Below are 16,654 nucleotides of genomic sequence, written 5' to 3' on the forward strand. Positions count from 1 at the left end.
CAACGGGCAAATTAAGGAGCGCTCGATTGTACCGGCTGCTAGAATCGACCCTTTGCATTTTTCTGGGATGTTCATGAAAAGAACCCGTTTCGGTGCGCGTACGCGCCTGTCGCGCGATGCCTCCGAGTTGCAGCGCCTGGCTACCGGCCTGGCTGAGTCGGGCGGCAAGCTGGAAGACGCCTACTGGGAAAGCGAGTTGTTCGCCCTGGTGGATGCCCTGCTCAGAAACGGTGCGGAAGACGACCTCAACAGCGCCCTCGACCGCCTGCATGAAGCCAACCCGCCGGCGCACGACGAACTGGCCGACATGATCGAAGCCTGCGCTGAAACCAGCCGTCTGGAACAGACTGGAAACACTTGGGACGTCCTGTTGTTTGCCGCCCCGATCCTGGCCTGGTCCCGCTTTTCCATCCCGACCCTGAGCTTGCCCGGCGACACCTTGCAGGCCCTCAACGTGCAGCTCGGTGCGCACGCTTTCGCCAGCAACGCCCGTCTGGCGCTGGCCGACTTCCTGTTCAGCCCGGACCAGCTGCCGCGCAGTTTCTGCGACACCTGGCAGCTGACACGACAACTTGCCGAAGCGGCGCAACAAGGCCAGAACTGCAAGGTGGACAGCAGCCAGTTTCCCGAAACCAACCGTTTCCTGTCGGACGTGCGCTATCTCATCGGCGCCGTTGCCGTGCCACAAGGTGCACCGATTTTCCGCTGGAACGAGAAGGACGGCAGCAAGGAAAGCGCCCTCGCCGCCTGGCAGAAACAGGGCAGCCCGAATCTGGAGCCTTTGCTGCCCGGCTGTGCCTGGCAAGTGCTCCTGCCCGACGCCTACCACGCCGCCTGCCGCAACGCCGACCGTAACTCGCGGCCGTTCTCGGTGGCAGCTTCGCTCACCTTCCTGCACACCAGTATTGGCCTGCAACCGGACCAGACCCGCGCCGTGATCGGTCCCTGCTACGACACGCGGATGGAAGAGTATCGCGTCAGCCTCGGCCCGCTCGACTCGCACGCCGTCTATCACGGTATCGTCTGGCCACTGCTCGGCAACGAGGATGAAGCGACCGACGTCGCCGGTGAAATCGAAAGCGTGCTGCGCGAAGCTGGCGTGCGCGACATCCGTTTCCTCGATCACCACTTCCCCATGGAATTCTGCGACGACTGCGGCGCGCCGCTGTTTCCGGACAGCGAAGGCGAGCTGGTGCACGCCGAAATGCCGGAAGAGGCCGCCAGCCCCTCGCCACATCTGCACTGATGAGCAACAACGATGACTGGCTCAGGCGGAGTCAGGCTGCGGTCTGGCATCCGTGCACGCAGATGCGCCACCACAGCGATCGCGCGGCGCCGGGCTATCTCCCCCTGATTCCGATCGCCCGCGGCGAAGGGGCCTGGCTGTACGATTTCGACGGTCGGCGTTTTCTCGACGGCATCAGCTCGTGGTGGACCAACCTGTTCGGCCACGCCAACCCACGCATCAATGCCGCCCTGCACCAGCAGCTCGACACCCTCGAACACGCCATGCTGGCCGGGTTTACCCATCCGCCGGTGGTCGAGCTGTCGGAACGGCTGGCGGCGTTGACCGACCATAGCCTGGGCCACGCCTTCTACGCCTCCGATGGCGCGTCCGCCACGGAAATTGCGCTCAAGATGAGCTTTCATTACTGGCGCAATGCCGGCCGTCCGCAGAAATCGGAATTTCTCTGCCTGGCCGGCAGTTACCACGGCGAAACCGTCGGTGCGCTAGCCGTCACCGACGTCGCCCTGTTCAAGGAAGCCTACGCGCCGCTGGTGCGGCACGCGGCGCATGTGCTGCCCTCGCCGGATGTGCGCCTGGCGACACCAGACGAAGCACCCGCCGCTGTCGCCCGCCGCGCCGCAACCGCCCTGGCCGAGCACTTGGCCCGCCACGGCGAACGCACCGCTGCCCTCATTCTCGAACCGCTGGTACAAGGCGCTGCCGGCATGGTCATGTATGACCCGGAATACCTGCGTCAGGCACGTACCCTGTGCGATGCGCACGCGGTCCATCTCATCTGCGACGAAATCGCCGTCGGCTTCGGCCGCACCGGCACGTTCTTCGCCCACGAACAGGCCGGCATCCGCCCCGACCTGCTCTGCCTGTCCAAGGGCATCAGCGGCGGCTATCTGCCGCTCTCGGTTGTTTTGTGCAGCGATGCCATCTACGCCGCTTTCCTCGACGACTCCGTCGCCCGTGCCTTCCTGCATTCGCACAGCTACACCGGCAATCCGCTGGCCTGTCGCGCAGCGCTGGCAACGCTCGACATTTTCGAACAGGATCAGATCCTGGCCGCCAACCAGGGCAAGGCCCAGGCCATCGCCACCGCCCTCGCCCCGCTCGCGGCGCACCCGCAGGTCAGTCATCTACGCCAGCGCGGCATGATCGCCGCCTTCGACGTCTGCACGGACGACCCGCATTTCTCGCGCCGCTTCTACCGTGCCGCACTGGCGCGTGAAGCGCTGCTGCGCCCGATCGGCAATACCGTCTACCTGATGCCGCCGTACATCGTCAGTACCGCAGAAATCGACCACCTTGCACAGGCCGCGTACGGTGCGTTGACAGAGGCGCTTGCGGGTCGCTGACCTGCGTTCGACTTAGCGCAAGCAGGCTGGCTGGCGCGGTATAATTCGCCCCTCTTTTTTTGCTGTCAGGTTGTCACCATGTTACTGCGTCCCGCTTTACTTGCCGCGTCCATTTCCCTCGCCCTGGCCTTTGCCCTGCCCGCCCAGGCAGCCAAGGCGCCAGCCAAAGCAGCCAGCAAGGCGGTGCCCAGCGAACCGACCCTGGCGCACAACCTGAGTGAGGACAATGCGGCCCGCCTGGCCGAACTGATTAGCCGCTTCCACGCCGAGACAGGCCAGACCATCAAGCTGGTACGCTTGGAAAAGGGAGACAAGCCGGCGACGCTCAACCTGATCAGCCGCTATCAAATGAGCGACACACTGAGCCAGCCGAAGGATTTCGTCCCCCTGCACAGCATGATGCAGAAAGCGGGCGAGAAGCTGTCCCTGTCGTTGCCGGAAGTCCTGCGCCCCGGCGTCACCGACAGCCGTGGCAAGCTGGTGGCGCTGCCCATCCTCTATTCAACGCCGGTTCTGTTCTACAACAAGAACGCCATGCGCAAGGCTGGCCTGGACCCGGAAACCCCCCCGAAAACCTGGTTCGAAATGCAGGGCGTCCTGGACAAACTGCAGGCCGCCGGCTACGACTGCCCTTATTCTTCTTCCTGGCCGTCCTGGGTCCACCTGGATAACGTCAGTGCCGTCTCCGGCACACCGGCCATCGATAGCAAGGGCAACCTCAAATTCAACGCCCTGCCCCAGGTCAAACACGTCGCCATGATGGCCACCTGGACCAAGGCCCGCTATTTCCGCCTCTACGGCCACACCGACGAAGCCAGCCAGCAGTTCCGCAACGGTCAGTGCGCCATGCTCACCACCGATTCGCGTGAATACGCCAGCTTCCAGGATGCCCGTGGCGTCGAACTGGGTGTCGCCCCCCTGCCCTATCACGACGATGTCTTCGGTGGCCGCCGTCCCAGCCTGGCCAATGGCCCGTCGCTGTGGGTCGGTGCCGGCAAACCGGCGGCCGAATACAAGGTTGCGGCCAAATTCGTCTCCTTCCTCCTCTCGCCCAAGATCCAGGTCGAACTGGTCCGCCATTACGGTGGACTGCCCCTGACCGAAGCCGCCCGCAAGGCGGCGAGCAGTGAGTTGTTGCAGGATGGCCGGCAGATGCTTGAAGCTGCCTACGCGTCCCTGCAGGGCAAAGCCGAGGATACCGGCATACGCCTCGCCAACATCGACCGTGCACGCCTGATTGCCGATGAAGAACTGGATGCCGTATGGAACGACAAGAAGCCGGCCAAGGCTGCCCTGGATACCGCCGTCAGCCGCGGTAACGCCGTGCTCGCCACGCATCCGCTGATGAAGAAAAGCCAGCCTTTCTAATGTCGTTACCACGGTTACCACGCATCATCACGCACCGCTGCGGTGGTAGCCTGGCCCCGGAAAACACGCTGGCGGGCTTGCGCGCCAGCATCTCCCGTGGCTACCCCGGCGTCGAATTCGACGTCATGCTCAGTGGCGATGGCACCCCCTGCCTGATCCACGACGAAACCCTGGAACGTACCACCAACGGCCATGGCCGTGTCGCCCGGACCCCCGACGCCGAACTGTTTGCACTCGACGCCGGGGCCGGCGAACGCATTCCCCGTCTGGACGAAGCCCTCGCCCTCTGTGCCGAACATGGCCTGTGGGTCAACCTGGAAATCAAGCCCGCCCGCGGGCAGGATGTACGCACGGCCGAAACGGTTGCTGCACACCTGCCCACACTCTGGCCAGGCACCGACAACATCCTGCTCTCCTCGTTTTCCATTCCGGCCCTGAAGGTCCTGCAACAACGCCTGCCACACTACCGCCGCGGCCTGCTCTACGACACGCCGCCGGCCGACTGGCTACACGAACTACGGGCTCTGGAGGCCAGCAGTCTGCACTGCGCGGCCAAGGCCGTCAGCGATGCCCTGCTCGCCACAGCCAGCGCCCATGCCGTGCCGCTACTCTGCTACACGGTCAATCAGCCGCAAGCCGCGCAGGAGCTGCTACGCCGCGGCGTCAGCGCCATTTTCACCGACCGCCCCGATCGCCTGTCGCATCTTTGAACCCTGCCGTGCATGTCGATCGGCATGCCGCCACAGACCTACACCATCATGCTCTATCCTCTCATTCGCCAATTCTTTTTTGCCCAGGATGCCGAACGTGCACACGGTATCGGCCTGTGTGGCATGTCCTTCATGAAATCTGCCGGTCTGCTCGGCGTCCTGGCAAAACCGGCCCCCGCCTGCCCGGTGGAAGTGATGGGCATACAGTTCCCCAATCCGGTCGGACTCGCCGCCGGGCTGGACAAGAACGGCGAACACATCGACGCCCTGGCCGGACTGGGCTTCGGCTTCCTCGAAATCGGGACGGTCACACCGCGACCGCAGGCAGGCAACCCGAAACCGCGTTTGTTCCGCATCCCCGAGGCGCAGGCCATCATCAACCGGATGGGCTTCAACAACGCCGGTGTCGACGCCCTGATCGCCAACGTCCGGGCCGCCAAATTCCCCAAGGAAGGCGGCATCCTCGGCATCAACATCGGCAAGAACGCCACCACACCGATGGAGCACGCTACCGAGGATTACCTGATCTGTCTGGAAAAGGTTTACCCGTACGCCAGTTACGTCGCGGTCAACATTTCTTCCCCCAATACCAAAAATCTGCGCGAATTGCAGAAGGACGAGGCGCTGGATGAACTTCTGTCGCGCCTCAAGGCGCAGCAAATCACACTCGCTGACCGGCACGGCAAATACGTGCCGCTGGCACTGAAAATTGCGCCCGATCTCGATGACCTGCAGATCAAGGCCATTGCCGACGCACTGCGCCGGCACCGCTTCGACGGCGTCATCGCCACCAATACCACGCTCGCCCGCGACGGCGTCGAGCACCTGCCCAACGGCCAGGAAACCGGCGGGCTGTCCGGGGCGCCGGTGTTTGCCAAATCGACCGCCGTGCTCGGCAAACTGGCGCACGCCCTGGCTGGCGAAATCCCCATCATCGGTGTCGGCGGCATTCTCAAAGGCGCCGACGCCGCTGCCAAGATCGAGGCCGGTGCCAGCCTGGTCCAGGTGTACAGCGGTTTCATCTACCGTGGCCCGGAACTGATTGGCGAAATGGGTACTGCCGCCGCCGCAGCCCTGCGTGCCCGCGCCAGCCGCTGAGACGGCCATGTCCAGCGATCTGCCGGCAGCCATTGACGCCCTTCTGCCCCAGACCCAATGCGGCCTGTGCGGCCATCCAGGCTGCCGCCCCTACGCTGAGGCCGTTGCCGCTGGTGCCGCGCACAACCGCTGCCTCCCCGGCGGCGAGTCCGGCATCGAGCGACTGGCCTCGTTGTTGCAGCGCCCGCGCCTGCCCCTGGCAGGTAGCGAACCGCCGGCCCAGCGCGCCTGCATCGACGAATCCCGCTGCATCGGCTGCACGCTCTGCATCCAGGCCTGCCCGGTGGATGCCATCGTCGGTGCGGCCAAGCAGATGCACACCATCATCGCCGCCGAATGCAATGGCTGCGCCCTCTGCCTGCCGCCTTGCCCGGTCGAATGCATCGACCTGATCGCCCTGGGCGGCCCCGCCTCCAGCCAGTACAGCCCCGCGCGGGCGCAGCATTATTCGGCCCGCTACCAAGCGCGGCAAAACCGCCTGGCTCGCAACAAGGCTGAAAAAGCAGCGCGCCTGGCGACCGTCAGCCAGACAAGCGCCTCGGCAGCGGATGAAACAGCGGCCAAACTCGCCAAGCAGGCGGCCATTGCCGCCGCACTGGCGCGGGCGCAAGCCCAGCGGGCCGCAGCACAGCCGCGCAATACCGCGCCACAGAGCCCGGAACAGGCAGCGGAGATTGCGGCCATCGATGCCCGCCGCCGTCAGTCACGTTCGTCATGAAACCGCCCGCCAGCCTCACCGCGCTTGCAACGGAGCTAAAGTCGCTCAACGCTGGTCCGGCCCACCAGGACCGCGTGCTCCGTGCCTGGCTACGCGGCCACCCACTCGATCACGGACCGCGCAAACAAGCGGCCGAAAATTTCCTGCCCCTGGCACTACGCACCGCGCTACCGCAGCTGCAGGCTGCGCTGGATGCCCTGGCCACAGTCGTTTCCGAACATCCGGGCAGCGACGGCAGGCGGCTGCTGGTACGCCTTGCGGATGGGCAGACAGTGGAAAGCGTACTGTTGCCGCGTGCCGGCGTCTGCATCTCGACCCAGATTGGCTGCGCCGTCGGATGCACTTTCTGCATGACCGGCCGTAGCGGCCTGTTGCGTCAGGTCAGCGCCCCGGAAATGCTGGCCCAAGTGGTGCTGGCCCGGCAGCGGCAGACACTGCGCCGCGTCGTCTTCATGGGCATGGGCGAACCGGCACATAATCTCGACAACGTTCTGGAAGCGATCCAGCTACTCGGCACCGCGGGCGGGTTCGGCCACAAGGACCTGGTATTTTCCAGCGTCGGCGATCCACGTATTTTCTCCCGCCTGCCGCAGGAAAAGGTGAAACCGGCGCTGGCGCTGTCCCTGCACACTACCGACGCTGAGTTGCGGGCCCGCCTGTTGCCGCGCGCACCGCGCCTGAGCCCGCGCGAACTGGTCGAAGCGGGTGAGGCGTATGCCCGCACCACCGGCTATCCCATCCAGCTGCAATGGACCCTGCTGGCGGGTATCAACGACAGCCTGGCGGAAATGGCTGCGGCGGCCGATCTGCTGCAGGGCAAATACGCCATCCTCAACCTGATTCCCTACAACCCGACTGCGGCACTCGACTACCAGCGCCCCAGCCCGGAGACCATCGTCCAGCTGGTGCAGCATCTACGCCAGCGGGGCATTCGTGTCGCGGTACGCCAATCGGCGGGGCAGGATGTGGAAGGCGGCTGCGGTCAGCTGCGCGCCCGGTTGCTGGACGGTTCCACGCAAGTCACGAAAGCGGGCGCGCGCGCTACAGCCCACGGCTGAACTCAGTGCCGCGGGCGCAACAACTGCCCAAAGTCGCCAGCGGCCTGCGGACGGCCATAGAGATACCCCTGCAGCACGTCACAGCCATGCGCCCGCAAGTAGGCGGCCTGCGCATCGCTCTCGACGCCTTCGGCAACCACTTCCAGATCAAGCTGGTGGGCCATGGCAATGATCGCCGCCGCGAGCCGGGCCGCTTCGCTGGGGCTACCATCGGAATTCCGGGCATCGGTCAGGCGCACGAAGCTGCGGTCGATTTTCAGGGTATGCACAGGGAATTGGTGCAGATAGCTGAGGGAAGAATAGCCGGTGCCGAAATCGTCAATCGCAACACGGATCTGCATCGCCCGCAGGCGTTCGAGCACACTCGCCGCACGGGCAGCATTACGCATCAGGAGCGATTCCGTCAGCTCCAGTTCAATCAGCTGCGGCGGCAGAGCATACTCCGCCAGAATCGCCGCCAGCAGGTCAGGCAGCTCATTCTGTGCAAACTGCTGGGCCGAGATATTCACGGCCACCGGCAGGACCTCGTAGCCGGCATCCAGCCAGGCCCGTTGCTGTGCACACACCGTACGCAGCGCCCACTCACCGAAGCTGCTGATCAGCCCGTTCTCCTCGGCGAGCGGGATGAACACCAGCGGCGAGATCATGCCTTGTTCGCGGTGATACCAGCGCATCAGGGCTTCGCCACCGAGCAGGCGGCCATCCTGGGCGGAAACTTTCGGCTGATAATGCAGCACCAGTTCATTCCGCTCCAGCGCCCCGAACAGTTCGTTCTCCAGCACCAGTTCCCCCAGGGTGGCGGTGCTGATTTCCGATGAAAAATGGCGGAAGGTATTGCGCCCTTCGTCTTTCGCCCGGTACATCGCCGCATCCGCCTTACGCAGCAATTCGTGCACACTGTCGCCGTCATCCGGAAACAGAGCAACACCGGCGCTGCCACTGACCGTCAGCTCATGGCCGGCGAGACGATAAGGCTGGCATAAAGTCGCCAGCAACTTGCCGCAGATCACATTGGCCTCCTGCGCATCACGCAACTCCGGCAGCACGGCAACGAATTCATCGCCGCCTTGACGGCTCAGGGTATCGGTCGGACGCAACACGTTCAGCGCCCGCTGTGCCGCCTGCACCAGCAATTCATCCCCTACCGCATGGCCAAGACTGTCGTTGATATTCTTGAAACGGTCGAGATCGATCAGGATCACCGCCAGCAACTGCCCGTTCTGACGAGCCTGCTGGACCCCCTGGCTGATGCGGTCCTCAAGCAGGATACGATTGGGCAAACCAGTGAGCGCGTCGTGATAGGCGAGGTGGCGTATGGTTTCTTCGCTCTGTTTGCGCTCTGTAATGTCGATGAACACCCCAATGTAGTGCACCAGTGCGCCGTCATCATCGTAGGTCGCCGCGATCGACAACCATTCCGGATACACCCCACCATCCTTGCGCCGATTCCAGATTTCGCCCTGCCAGTGGCCGCTTTCCTTCAACATGTGCCACATGTCGCGGTAAAAACTGGGCGCATGCCGACCTGAGTTGAGCAAGGCCGGGGTCCGCCCCAGAACTTCCTCGACGGCATAGCCGGTAATGGTGCAGAAAGCCGGATTCACAGCAATGATGGCGCCCTTGGGATCGGTGATGACCATGCCTTCGCCGGCATGGGTAAACACCTGCCCATACATGCGCAGCTGGGCTTCTGCCCGGTGCTGCGCTTCATAACGCTGTGCCAGGTCTTCATGCGCCAGCGCCAGCACCAGCGCCCGCCGATCACGCTCCATACGCAGTAAGGCATAAAGCGCATAACCGCCGAGCAGCAATGAAATCATGTACAGCAAACGGCGGTAATACGCGGATTGCGCCAATGCCTGACGATAACTGGCCTGATAATCGCGGCCCACTTCATCAAGCTGCTGCACGGTGGGTGCCCTGATGATGTCATCCACCCGCCAGGCAAGCTTTGCTCCCCGCCGGATCAACACCTCCGCATGCGCCAGCGCCGTCGGTAAGATACGCGGCGCAGAAGTAACGTCCTGCAGGTAACGTAACTCATTTTCCAGGCGTACCAGCCCCGCCTGATCAAGCCGCCGGTTCAGGCGCCCTGCCAGCAACTGCCGGGAAAAATCCGCAAACCTCTGGCGGTCGGGCCAGGTTGTTTCCGCCAGTGCCTCCTCGGCAGCTTGCGGAAAGTACAGCGTGGAGTTGCGCAGTACCGAGTGGTCACGCTGGAACAGATCGACATCCCGCTGCTTGCGCTGGTGGGCTTCGCGCAAGGCAGCAATCCTTCCCTGTAATCGCTGCTGCCCTTCCACATCGATCCAGTCTGGCAGGGAAGACAATACATCCAGGGCATTCGCGATTTGCCGCAAGTGATACTGGATACTGTCATAGTTCTCGACCATGCCGGCGTAAGCCGCCACCACGCGCGCGTTCAGCTGCTCATCATGGTGCTGCACCTCATGCAAGGCCCGCGAGTACCGCAAATGCGCCTTGGGGTCGGCGTCGCCTGTCTGCACGAACAACCAGGTCAGCAAGGCTGCCAGCGTACAAAACAGTGATATTTTCCAGACCCGACTGGTACGCAATCTTGCCAGCCTGCCGCTCATGGTGCCTCCACACTTTCCGGCAACCGCCCAGTCAAGGATTCGAGAAAGGCTGCAATCGCGCCCACATCCTCGCTGGCCAATTCACGGCCAAGCTGAAACCGTCCCATGACGCCGATGGCCTCCGTCAGCACTGCCGCGGAGCCATCGTGGAAATAAGGTGCGGTCAACGCCACATTGCGCAAGCTGGGCACCTTGAAAACGTGCTTGTCCTCTTCTCGACCCGTCACGTTGTAGCGCCCGAGATCAGCCGGCTGCAGCTTGCGCGACGCAAAATAATCACCCATGACGCCGAATTTTTGGAACATGTTGCCCCCCAACAAAACACCCTGGTGGCAACTGATGCAGCCGAAATCGCGGAATTTTTCATAACCTTCCTGTGCCAGCGGGCTCAAAGCACTCGCATCGCCGGCCAGGTAACGATCAAATGGCGCTCCCGGAGTGCGCAGGGAACGCTCGAAACTTGCCACAGCGTGGGCCACCGTTTCCGCCGTGATGCCGGCCGGATAGACGGAGGCAAATGCATCGCGCAGGGCGGCATCGGCTTGCAGACGGGGCAGCACCTCCGCCCAGGAAGACGCCATCTCCAGCGGATTATGCAGCGGCCCCGCCACCTGCTCTTCCAGGCTGCCCGCCCGCCCATCCCAGAACTGCACGAAATTCAGGTCGCTGTTGAACACGCTGGGGGTATTGATGACCCCCTCGGCGCCGCCGACACCGAAAGAACGCGGCAAACCATCCGCCCCGCCCTGTTCGAAGCGGTGACAGGAAACGCAGGCAATGCTGCCATCCTTGGATAAACGGGTGTCGGAAAACAACTGCCGGCCCAAAGCGACCTGTGCCGTATCCAGACCATCCTGACGCGTCAGCGGACGCAGAGCGGAAAAACCGATGTCCGCCGATTGCCGTAGTGCAAAGCGCACTTCTTCCGTGGCCATCTGCCCGTCATCGCGCCCGTTCGCCACCCACCACACCAGTGAAGAACCCAGGACTATCGCAGCGAGGTAAAGTGCAATTGTTTTCGGCATGTAGCGCAAGAAAAGCCCGGCAACCCGAAAAGGATTTACGGAACAAACATGGGGTGCGCATCATAACATCGCGCGTTTTATTTTTGATTTATGTTAATTTCATTGACGGATGCACGCACTGACGGAGCCTACCTGAACACACTCCGCTAGAATGCTCGCTCTGCTTCCGAACTGCCTGCCGCTGCATGAAAAAAACCGCCATTGATGCGTTCTACCGCCGCTTGCAAAGCGCAAACCCGGACCCCAGAACTGAACTGCACTATGCCAGTCCATTCCAGCTCCTGATTGCCGTCATCCTTTCCGCCCAGGCCACCGACGTTGGCGTCAACAAAGCCACCGCCCGCCTCTTTCCCGTAGCTCCCACCGCGCACGACATGCTCTCACTGGGCGAGGAGGGGGTGCGCGAATACATCAAGACCATCGGCCTGTACCGCAGCAAGGCCAAAAACGTGATCAACACCTGCCGCATCCTGGTCGAACAGCACGACGGCAACGTCCCCGACAGTCGGGAAGCCCTTGAAGCACTGCCCGGCGTCGGGCGCAAAACAGCGAATGTCGTCCTCAACACAGCCTTCGGCCACCCCACCATTGCCGTCGATACGCACATATTCCGCGTCAGCAATCGCACCGGTCTGGCGCCAGGGAAAACCGTGCTGGAAGTAGAAAAAAAACTGCTGCGGGTCACACCACCGCCTTTCCGGGTCAACGCCCATCACTGGCTGATCCTGCACGGACGTTACGTCTGCAAGGCCCGCCGGCCGGAATGCGGACAATGCCTGGTCCATGATCTGTGTGCATGGCGGGACAAAACCGTATGAACACGGTCAAACACAGCGCGCCACAACTCCCTCTCATTTCATCTCGAGTACCGTCTGCCCATGTTCAATCCTAGCCGCGATCAGGTCCGCCAGTTCTTCTGCAGCGCCTGGCAAAAATACTGTGCCCAGCAGCCTCTGGTAGGGGCTGAAGTCACCGCGGCCGAACTGGCCGCGCGCCATCCCGAATACCACACTCTGCTGGCCCATCCGGACCAGGCCCTGCAGCAGGAATGGGCACCGGAAGGCGGTCAGATGAACCCCTTCCTGCATCTCTCCCTGCATCTGGCCATCCACGAACAGGTGAGCATCGATCAACCGCCGGGCATCAGAGCCGCCTTCGAGCAGTTGCGGCAACGCCTGGATGTACATGCGGCCGAGCACGTCATTCTCGAATGCCTCGGGGAAACCATCTGGCGTGCCCAGCGCAACGGCAGCACCATGGATGCGGCGAGTTATCTGGAAGCAGTGCAACGCGCCGCCCAGCAAGATTGAGCCGGGCAAACAAGGCAGACGACGATCTGCCGATTTAAGCTGCACTCATTCGGTTTCTGCCGGCGGCACCTGCTTCATCAATTCCTCGAGCGTTGTCAGCCCCTGTGCCACCTTGAGCGCTCCAGAGATGCGCAGTGGCCGCATCCCCTCGCGGAACGCCTGTTCGCGCAAACGCGGGATCTCTGCACCCGGCCGGATCTGGCCACGCACCGACGGCGTATTGAGCAGAATCTCGTACACGCCAACCCGCCCGCTGTAACCCGTCATACGGCATTCCAGGCAACCGACGGCATGGTGCAGCTGCGTCGGCTCGTTGGCTTTCCAGGGATGGACCAGACTGCGCCAGACCTGTCGCTCGCTTTCGCTGATTGGCGCACTCTGCTTGCAGTGCGGGCACAGGGTACGCACCAGTCGCTGCGCCATGACCCCGAGCAAGGTCGAGCTGATCAGATAGGCTGGCACGCCCAGATCGAGCAGACGGGTGACGGCACTCGGCGCATCATTGGTATGCAGCGTGGAGAGCACGAGGTGGCCGGTCAAAGCAGCCTGAATCGCCATTTCGGCGGTTTCCAGATCGCGGATCTCGCCGATCATGATGATGTCTGGGTCCTGTCGCATCAACGCCCGCACCCCATCGGCAAAACCCAGTTCGATGGCCGGACTGACCTGCATCTGGTTGAAGGATGCCTCGACCATTTCGATCGGGTCTTCGATGGTGCATACGTTAACTTCGGGCGTCGCCAGCTGTTTCAGCGTGGTGTACAGGGTGGTGGTCTTGCCCGAGCCAGTCGGCCCGGTGACCAGGATGATGCCGTTCGGGGCCGTCGTCATCTGCTGCCAGCGATTCTGGTCGTCCTCGGAGAAACCCAGCGCCCGGAAATCCCGCACCAGCACCTCCGGATCGAAAATACGCATGACCAGCTTTTCGCCAAAGGCAGTGGGCAGCGTCGACAAACGCAATTCCACCTCCTGCCCGGCGGGCGTGCGCGTCTTGATGCGACCATCCTGCGGCCGACGTTTCTCGATCACATCCATGCGTCCCAGCAGCTTGATACGGCTGGTCATCGCCACCATCACCGGCATCGGAATCTGATACACCTGATGCAGCACGCCATCGATACGGAAACGCACGATACCCAGTTCCCGCCGTGGTTCGATGTGAATATCCGAAGCACGCTGGTCGAAAGCGTACTGCCACAGCCAATCGACGATATGCACGATATGCTGGTCGTTGGCGTCGTACTGACGGTTTCCCTTACCCAGATCGACCAGTTGCTCGAAGCTGGACAAACCACTGTTCGACTCGCCCTTGGCTGTCGCCTTCTTGATCGATTTCGCCAGATTGAAGAACTCGACCAGATAGCGCGCAATATCGACCGGATTGGCCATGACCCGGCGAATATCCTTGCGCAGGATCTGTTTCAGTTCAGCTTCCCATTCGCGCAGGAAGGGCTCAGCCGTCGCAATCACCACCTCGCTGGCCGTCACCCGTACCGGCAGGATGCTGAAACGTGCCGCATAGGCACTGGACATCACATCACCCACACCGCTGAAATCGATTTTCAGCGGGTCGATGTGGAAATAGTCGAGTCCGCAGCGCCGCGCCAGCCACTCGGTCAACACCTCAACTGTCAGCAGGCGATTGCCGTGCCGCAGCTGCGCTTCTCCCAGAGCAATCAGGGGGTGCTGCTTGCTGCCCTGCACACGGTATTCAGTCTGACAGGTCGTGGCAGTCGCCGCCGATATCCAGCCGTCTTCCTGCAGGAAGCCCAGGATTTCGCTGAAACTGAGGCGATGCTCTTGTGGTTGGTGCGCGGGGGATTGATTCGGCATGCCAGAACTATAGCACCCGCATCAGGATCGGCGGCGTAGCGGCAGCAACAGACTACGCAGGTCGTTATGGTCGATTTCGTACATCAAGGCCAGTAACCGACCCAACTCGCCACGCGGGAAGCCCTCGCGGGCGAACCAGCCCAGGTAGTGCCCAGGCAGATCAACCAGCCGCCGCCCTTGGTATTTGCCAAAGGGCATTTCCATATCTACCAGGCGCTGTAAATCTTCAGGTTGCATTGTGAAAAACGGGGCTTGCGCCCCGTTTCCTTATTGCGCCGACAAAGCCAGCATCAAGTCATTGATCCGCCGCACGAAGCCCGCTGGATCCTCAAGCTGCCCCCCCTCGGCCAGGGTCGCCTGCTCCAGCAGCAATTCTGCCCAATCGGCAAAGCGTGCTTCCTCTACTTTCAGACGCGCCACAGCCGGATGCTGCGGATTGATCTCAAGAATCGGCTTGCTGTTGGGTACTGCCTGCCCGGCCGCCTTCAACATGCGCGCCAGATTCCCGGACGGGTCATGCTCGTCCGCGACCAGACATGAGGGAGAGTCCGTCAATCGATGGGTGATGCGCACATCCTTGACCTTGTCCGCCAACGCGGCTTTCACCTTCTCCAGCAAATCCTTGTACTCATCGGCCGCTTTTTCCGCTTGTTTCTTTTCTTCCTCGTCTTCCAGTTGCCCCAGATCAAGCCCCCCCTTGGCGACCGACTGCAGGGGCTTACCTTCAAATTCGGTCAAATGGCCCACCACCCACTCATCAACACGATCCGACAGGAGCAGGACTTCAATGCCCTTTTTCTTGAAGATTTCCAGATGCGGACTGTTCTGTGCCGCCTTGAAACTATCCGCAGTAACGTAGTAAATCTTCTCCTGCCCTTCCTTCATCCGGGCAATATAGTCGGCAAGGGAAACCACCTGCTTCTCGCCGTCACCATGTGTCGAAGCGAAGCGCAGCAGCGCAGCAATCCGTTCCTTGTTGGAAAAATCCTCACCCACGCCTTCTTTCAGTACCGCGCCAAAAGTACTCCAGAACTGGGCGTACTTCTCCTTCTCGGCCGCATCGTCACTGTTGGCAAGCCCTTCCAGCATGCTCAAGACTTTGCGCGTACAACCAGAGCGGATGGTGTCGATATCCTTCGACTCCTGCAGAATTTCGCGCGACACATTCAGCGGCAGATTTGCCGAATCGACGATACCGCGCACAAAGCGCAGGTAGAGCGGCATCAACTTTTCGGCATCATCCATGATGAACACGCGCCGTACATACAGCTTCAGCCCGTGGCGTGCATTGCGGTCCCACAGATCAAACGGCGCCCGCGCCGGGATGTACAGCAGCTGCGTATACTCCTGCCGACCTTCAACCTTGGCGTGGGTCCAGCACAGCGGATCTTCGAAGTCATGGGCGACATGCTTATAGAACTCTTTGTACTGCTCGTCCTCGATGTCCGACTTATTGCGTGTCCACAGCGCGCTAGCTTGATTTACCGTTTCCAGCTCATCACGCACGACCTGCTCACCCTTTTCCTGGTCCCATTCCTCTTTTTGCATGAGGATGGGAAGCATGATGTGATCGGAGTATTTCCGGATAATGGACCTCAGGCGCCAGCCACCTAGCAGCTCGTCTTCACCTTCGCGCAGATGAAGAATGATCTGCGTACCCCGCTCAGCCTTATTGACCTGCTCAACAGTGTATTCACCATCGCCTGCGGACTCCCACTGCACGGCCTGATCGGCAGGCAAACCTGCCCGCCGTGAAATGACCGTGACCTTGTCGGCAACGATGAAGGAAGAGTAAAAACCGACGCCGAACTGCCCGATCAGATGCGAATCCTTGGCCTGATCGCCGGTCAGCGATGAGAAAAATTCCTTGGTGCCTGATTTGGCAATCGTGCCCAAGTGCGCCACGGCTTCGTCGCGGGACAAGCCAATACCGTTATCGGCAATGGTGATCGTACGTGCGACCTTATCGAAACTGACACGAATGTTCAGGTCACTTGCATCTTCATAAAGCGCCGCATTGCTCATTGCCTCAAATCGCAGCTTGTCACAAGCATCGGAAGCATTGGAAATCAACTCACGAAGAAAAATTTCCTTGTTGCTGTACAAGGAATGAATCATCAAATGCAGCAACTGTTTGACTTCAGTCTGGAACCCCAATGTTTCTTTCTGGGCTTGCGCAGTATCGGACATCTAAAACTCCCTGTAGAAAAAGAATTCAACACACGCGATATCGGGGCGATTAGCAAGATTTCAAGCCAAGGGAGCCAGCTTTAGAAAAAATGGGGGGGGATTTTCTTTCCCTAATGCAAAAGCCCCTAGTTACTTTGGTAACTAGGGGCTTTTGT

At 61.5% G+C, this 16,654-nt stretch carries 13 protein-coding genes and 1 pseudogene; 9 read left to right on the plus strand and 5 right to left on the minus strand.

Annotation, left to right across the window (positions count from 1 at the left end; translation table 11 throughout):
* Window positions 1-73: 73 nt before the first annotated feature.
* The 7 genes and pseudogenes from JYJ39_RS11550 to JYJ39_RS11580 all read left to right on the plus strand — a co-directional run bounded on the left by JYJ39_RS11550 (window position 74) and on the right by JYJ39_RS11580 (window position 7,544).
* Window positions 74-1,246 (plus strand): DUF2863 family protein, encoded by a 1,173-nt coding sequence (locus JYJ39_RS11550; RefSeq protein ID WP_205204478.1) that lies wholly within the window; start codon window positions 74-76, stop codon window positions 1,244-1,246.
* Window positions 1,246-2,592: an adenosylmethionine--8-amino-7-oxononanoate transaminase gene (gene bioA, locus JYJ39_RS11555; protein ID WP_205204480.1), complete on the plus strand. Its 1,347-nt coding sequence runs from the start codon at window positions 1,246-1,248 to the stop codon at window positions 2,590-2,592. The genes JYJ39_RS11550 and bioA overlap by 1 nt, the downstream gene beginning before the upstream one ends.
* Before the next feature lie 78 nt (window positions 2,593-2,670).
* Complete coding sequence (locus JYJ39_RS11560; RefSeq protein ID WP_205204482.1) at window positions 2,671-3,960, plus strand: extracellular solute-binding protein; 1,290 nt, start codon at window positions 2,671-2,673, stop codon at window positions 3,958-3,960.
* A complete protein-coding gene (ugpQ, locus tag JYJ39_RS11565; RefSeq protein ID WP_205204485.1) occupies window positions 3,960-4,670 on the plus strand; it encodes a glycerophosphodiester phosphodiesterase in 711 nt (236 codons plus the stop codon). The genes JYJ39_RS11560 and ugpQ overlap by 1 nt, the downstream gene beginning before the upstream one ends.
* A 48-nt stretch (window positions 4,671-4,718) precedes the next feature.
* Window positions 4,719-5,768, plus strand: a complete 1,050-nt coding sequence (locus JYJ39_RS11570) for a quinone-dependent dihydroorotate dehydrogenase (RefSeq protein ID WP_205204503.1) — start codon at window positions 4,719-4,721, stop codon at window positions 5,766-5,768.
* Between the two features lie 31 nt (window positions 5,769-5,799).
* A pseudogene (locus JYJ39_RS14115) lies at window positions 5,800-6,486 on the plus strand (RnfABCDGE type electron transport complex subunit B); the annotation flags it as partial.
* On the plus strand, window positions 6,483-7,544 hold the full coding sequence (locus JYJ39_RS11580; protein ID WP_205204489.1) for an RNA methyltransferase: 1,062 nt from the start codon (window positions 6,483-6,485) through the stop codon (window positions 7,542-7,544). The pseudogene JYJ39_RS14115 and the gene JYJ39_RS11580, both read left to right, overlap by 4 nt.
* A gap of 2 nt (window positions 7,545-7,546) precedes the next feature.
* Here JYJ39_RS11580 and JYJ39_RS11585 read toward each other — a convergent pair whose 3' ends face one another.
* Both JYJ39_RS11585 and JYJ39_RS11590 read right to left on the minus strand, forming a co-directional pair.
* Window positions 7,547-10,141 (minus strand): EAL domain-containing protein, encoded by a 2,595-nt coding sequence (locus tag JYJ39_RS11585; RefSeq protein ID WP_205204491.1) that lies wholly within the window; start codon window positions 10,139-10,141, stop codon window positions 7,547-7,549.
* Window positions 10,138-11,166 carry a cytochrome-c peroxidase gene (locus JYJ39_RS11590; protein WP_205204493.1) on the minus strand — a complete coding sequence of 343 codons (1,029 nt, stop codon included), beginning with the start codon at window positions 11,164-11,166 and terminating at the stop codon, window positions 10,138-10,140. Before JYJ39_RS11590 ends, JYJ39_RS11585 begins: the two co-directional genes overlap by 4 nt.
* 185 nt (window positions 11,167-11,351) lie before the next feature.
* Between JYJ39_RS11590 and nth the strand changes: the two genes are divergently transcribed.
* Both nth and JYJ39_RS11600 read left to right on the plus strand, forming a co-directional pair.
* On the plus strand, window positions 11,352-11,984 hold the full coding sequence (gene nth, locus JYJ39_RS11595) for an endonuclease III (protein WP_205204494.1): 633 nt from the start codon (window positions 11,352-11,354) through the stop codon (window positions 11,982-11,984).
* 60 nt (window positions 11,985-12,044) lie between these two features.
* Window positions 12,045-12,476, plus strand: coding sequence for a DUF1841 family protein (locus tag JYJ39_RS11600; protein ID WP_205204497.1), 432 nt, complete (start codon window positions 12,045-12,047; stop codon window positions 12,474-12,476).
* A gap of 45 nt (window positions 12,477-12,521) precedes the next feature.
* Here JYJ39_RS11600 and JYJ39_RS11605 read toward each other — a convergent pair whose 3' ends face one another.
* Genes JYJ39_RS11605 through htpG form a run of 3 tightly spaced genes read right to left on the minus strand, consistent with a single transcriptional unit; the run spans window position 12,522 to window position 16,499 of the window.
* Entirely contained in the window at window positions 12,522-14,309 is a 1,788-nt protein-coding gene (locus tag JYJ39_RS11605) for a GspE/PulE family protein (RefSeq protein ID WP_205204499.1), read from the minus strand.
* Window positions 14,310-14,330: 21 nt separating this feature from the next.
* Complete coding sequence (locus JYJ39_RS11610; RefSeq protein ID WP_205204501.1) at window positions 14,331-14,546, minus strand: DUF3820 family protein; 216 nt, start codon at window positions 14,544-14,546, stop codon at window positions 14,331-14,333.
* 30 nt (window positions 14,547-14,576) lie between these two features.
* On the minus strand, window positions 14,577-16,499 hold the full coding sequence (gene htpG / locus JYJ39_RS11615) for a molecular chaperone HtpG (RefSeq protein WP_205204502.1): 1,923 nt from the start codon (window positions 16,497-16,499) through the stop codon (window positions 14,577-14,579).
* Window positions 16,500-16,654: the final 155 nt, after the last annotated feature.

Source organism: Azonexus hydrophilus, from assembly GCF_905120355.1.
Classification (GTDB): domain Bacteria; phylum Pseudomonadota; class Gammaproteobacteria; order Burkholderiales; family Rhodocyclaceae; genus Azonexus.

What these genes read in the sequence shown, in the direction of transcription:
- JYJ39_RS11560 (WP_205204482.1), top strand. Translation starts at nt 2,671, where the DNA reads ATGTTACTGCGTCCCGCTTTACTTGCCGCGTCCATTTCCCTCGCCCTG.
- JYJ39_RS11600 (WP_205204497.1), top strand. Translation starts at nt 12,045, where the DNA reads ATGTTCAATCCTAGCCGCGATCAGGTCCGCCAGTTCTTCTGCAGCGCC.
- nth (WP_205204494.1), top strand. Translation starts at nt 11,352, where the DNA reads ATGAAAAAAACCGCCATTGATGCGTTCTACCGCCGCTTGCAAAGCGCA.
- JYJ39_RS11585 (WP_205204491.1), bottom strand. Translation starts at nt 10,141, where the DNA reads ATGAGCGGCAGGCTGGCAAGATTGCGTACCAGTCGGGTCTGGAAAATA.
- JYJ39_RS11590 (WP_205204493.1), bottom strand. Translation starts at nt 11,166, where the DNA reads ATGCCGAAAACAATTGCACTTTACCTCGCTGCGATAGTCCTGGGTTCT.
- JYJ39_RS11580 (WP_205204489.1), top strand. Translation starts at nt 6,483, where the DNA reads ATGAAACCGCCCGCCAGCCTCACCGCGCTTGCAACGGAGCTAAAGTCG.
- JYJ39_RS11550 (WP_205204478.1), top strand. Translation starts at nt 74, where the DNA reads ATGAAAAGAACCCGTTTCGGTGCGCGTACGCGCCTGTCGCGCGATGCC.
- JYJ39_RS11605 (WP_205204499.1), bottom strand. Translation starts at nt 14,309, where the DNA reads ATGCCGAATCAATCCCCCGCGCACCAACCACAAGAGCATCGCCTCAGT.
- bioA (WP_205204480.1), top strand. Translation starts at nt 1,246, where the DNA reads ATGAGCAACAACGATGACTGGCTCAGGCGGAGTCAGGCTGCGGTCTGG.
- JYJ39_RS11610 (WP_205204501.1), bottom strand. Translation starts at nt 14,546, where the DNA reads ATGCAACCTGAAGATTTACAGCGCCTGGTAGATATGGAAATGCCCTTT.
- ugpQ (WP_205204485.1), top strand. Translation starts at nt 3,960, where the DNA reads ATGTCGTTACCACGGTTACCACGCATCATCACGCACCGCTGCGGTGGT.
- htpG (WP_205204502.1), bottom strand. Translation starts at nt 16,499, where the DNA reads ATGTCCGATACTGCGCAAGCCCAGAAAGAAACATTGGGGTTCCAGACT.
- JYJ39_RS11570 (WP_205204503.1), top strand. Translation starts at nt 4,719, where the DNA reads ATGCTCTATCCTCTCATTCGCCAATTCTTTTTTGCCCAGGATGCCGAA.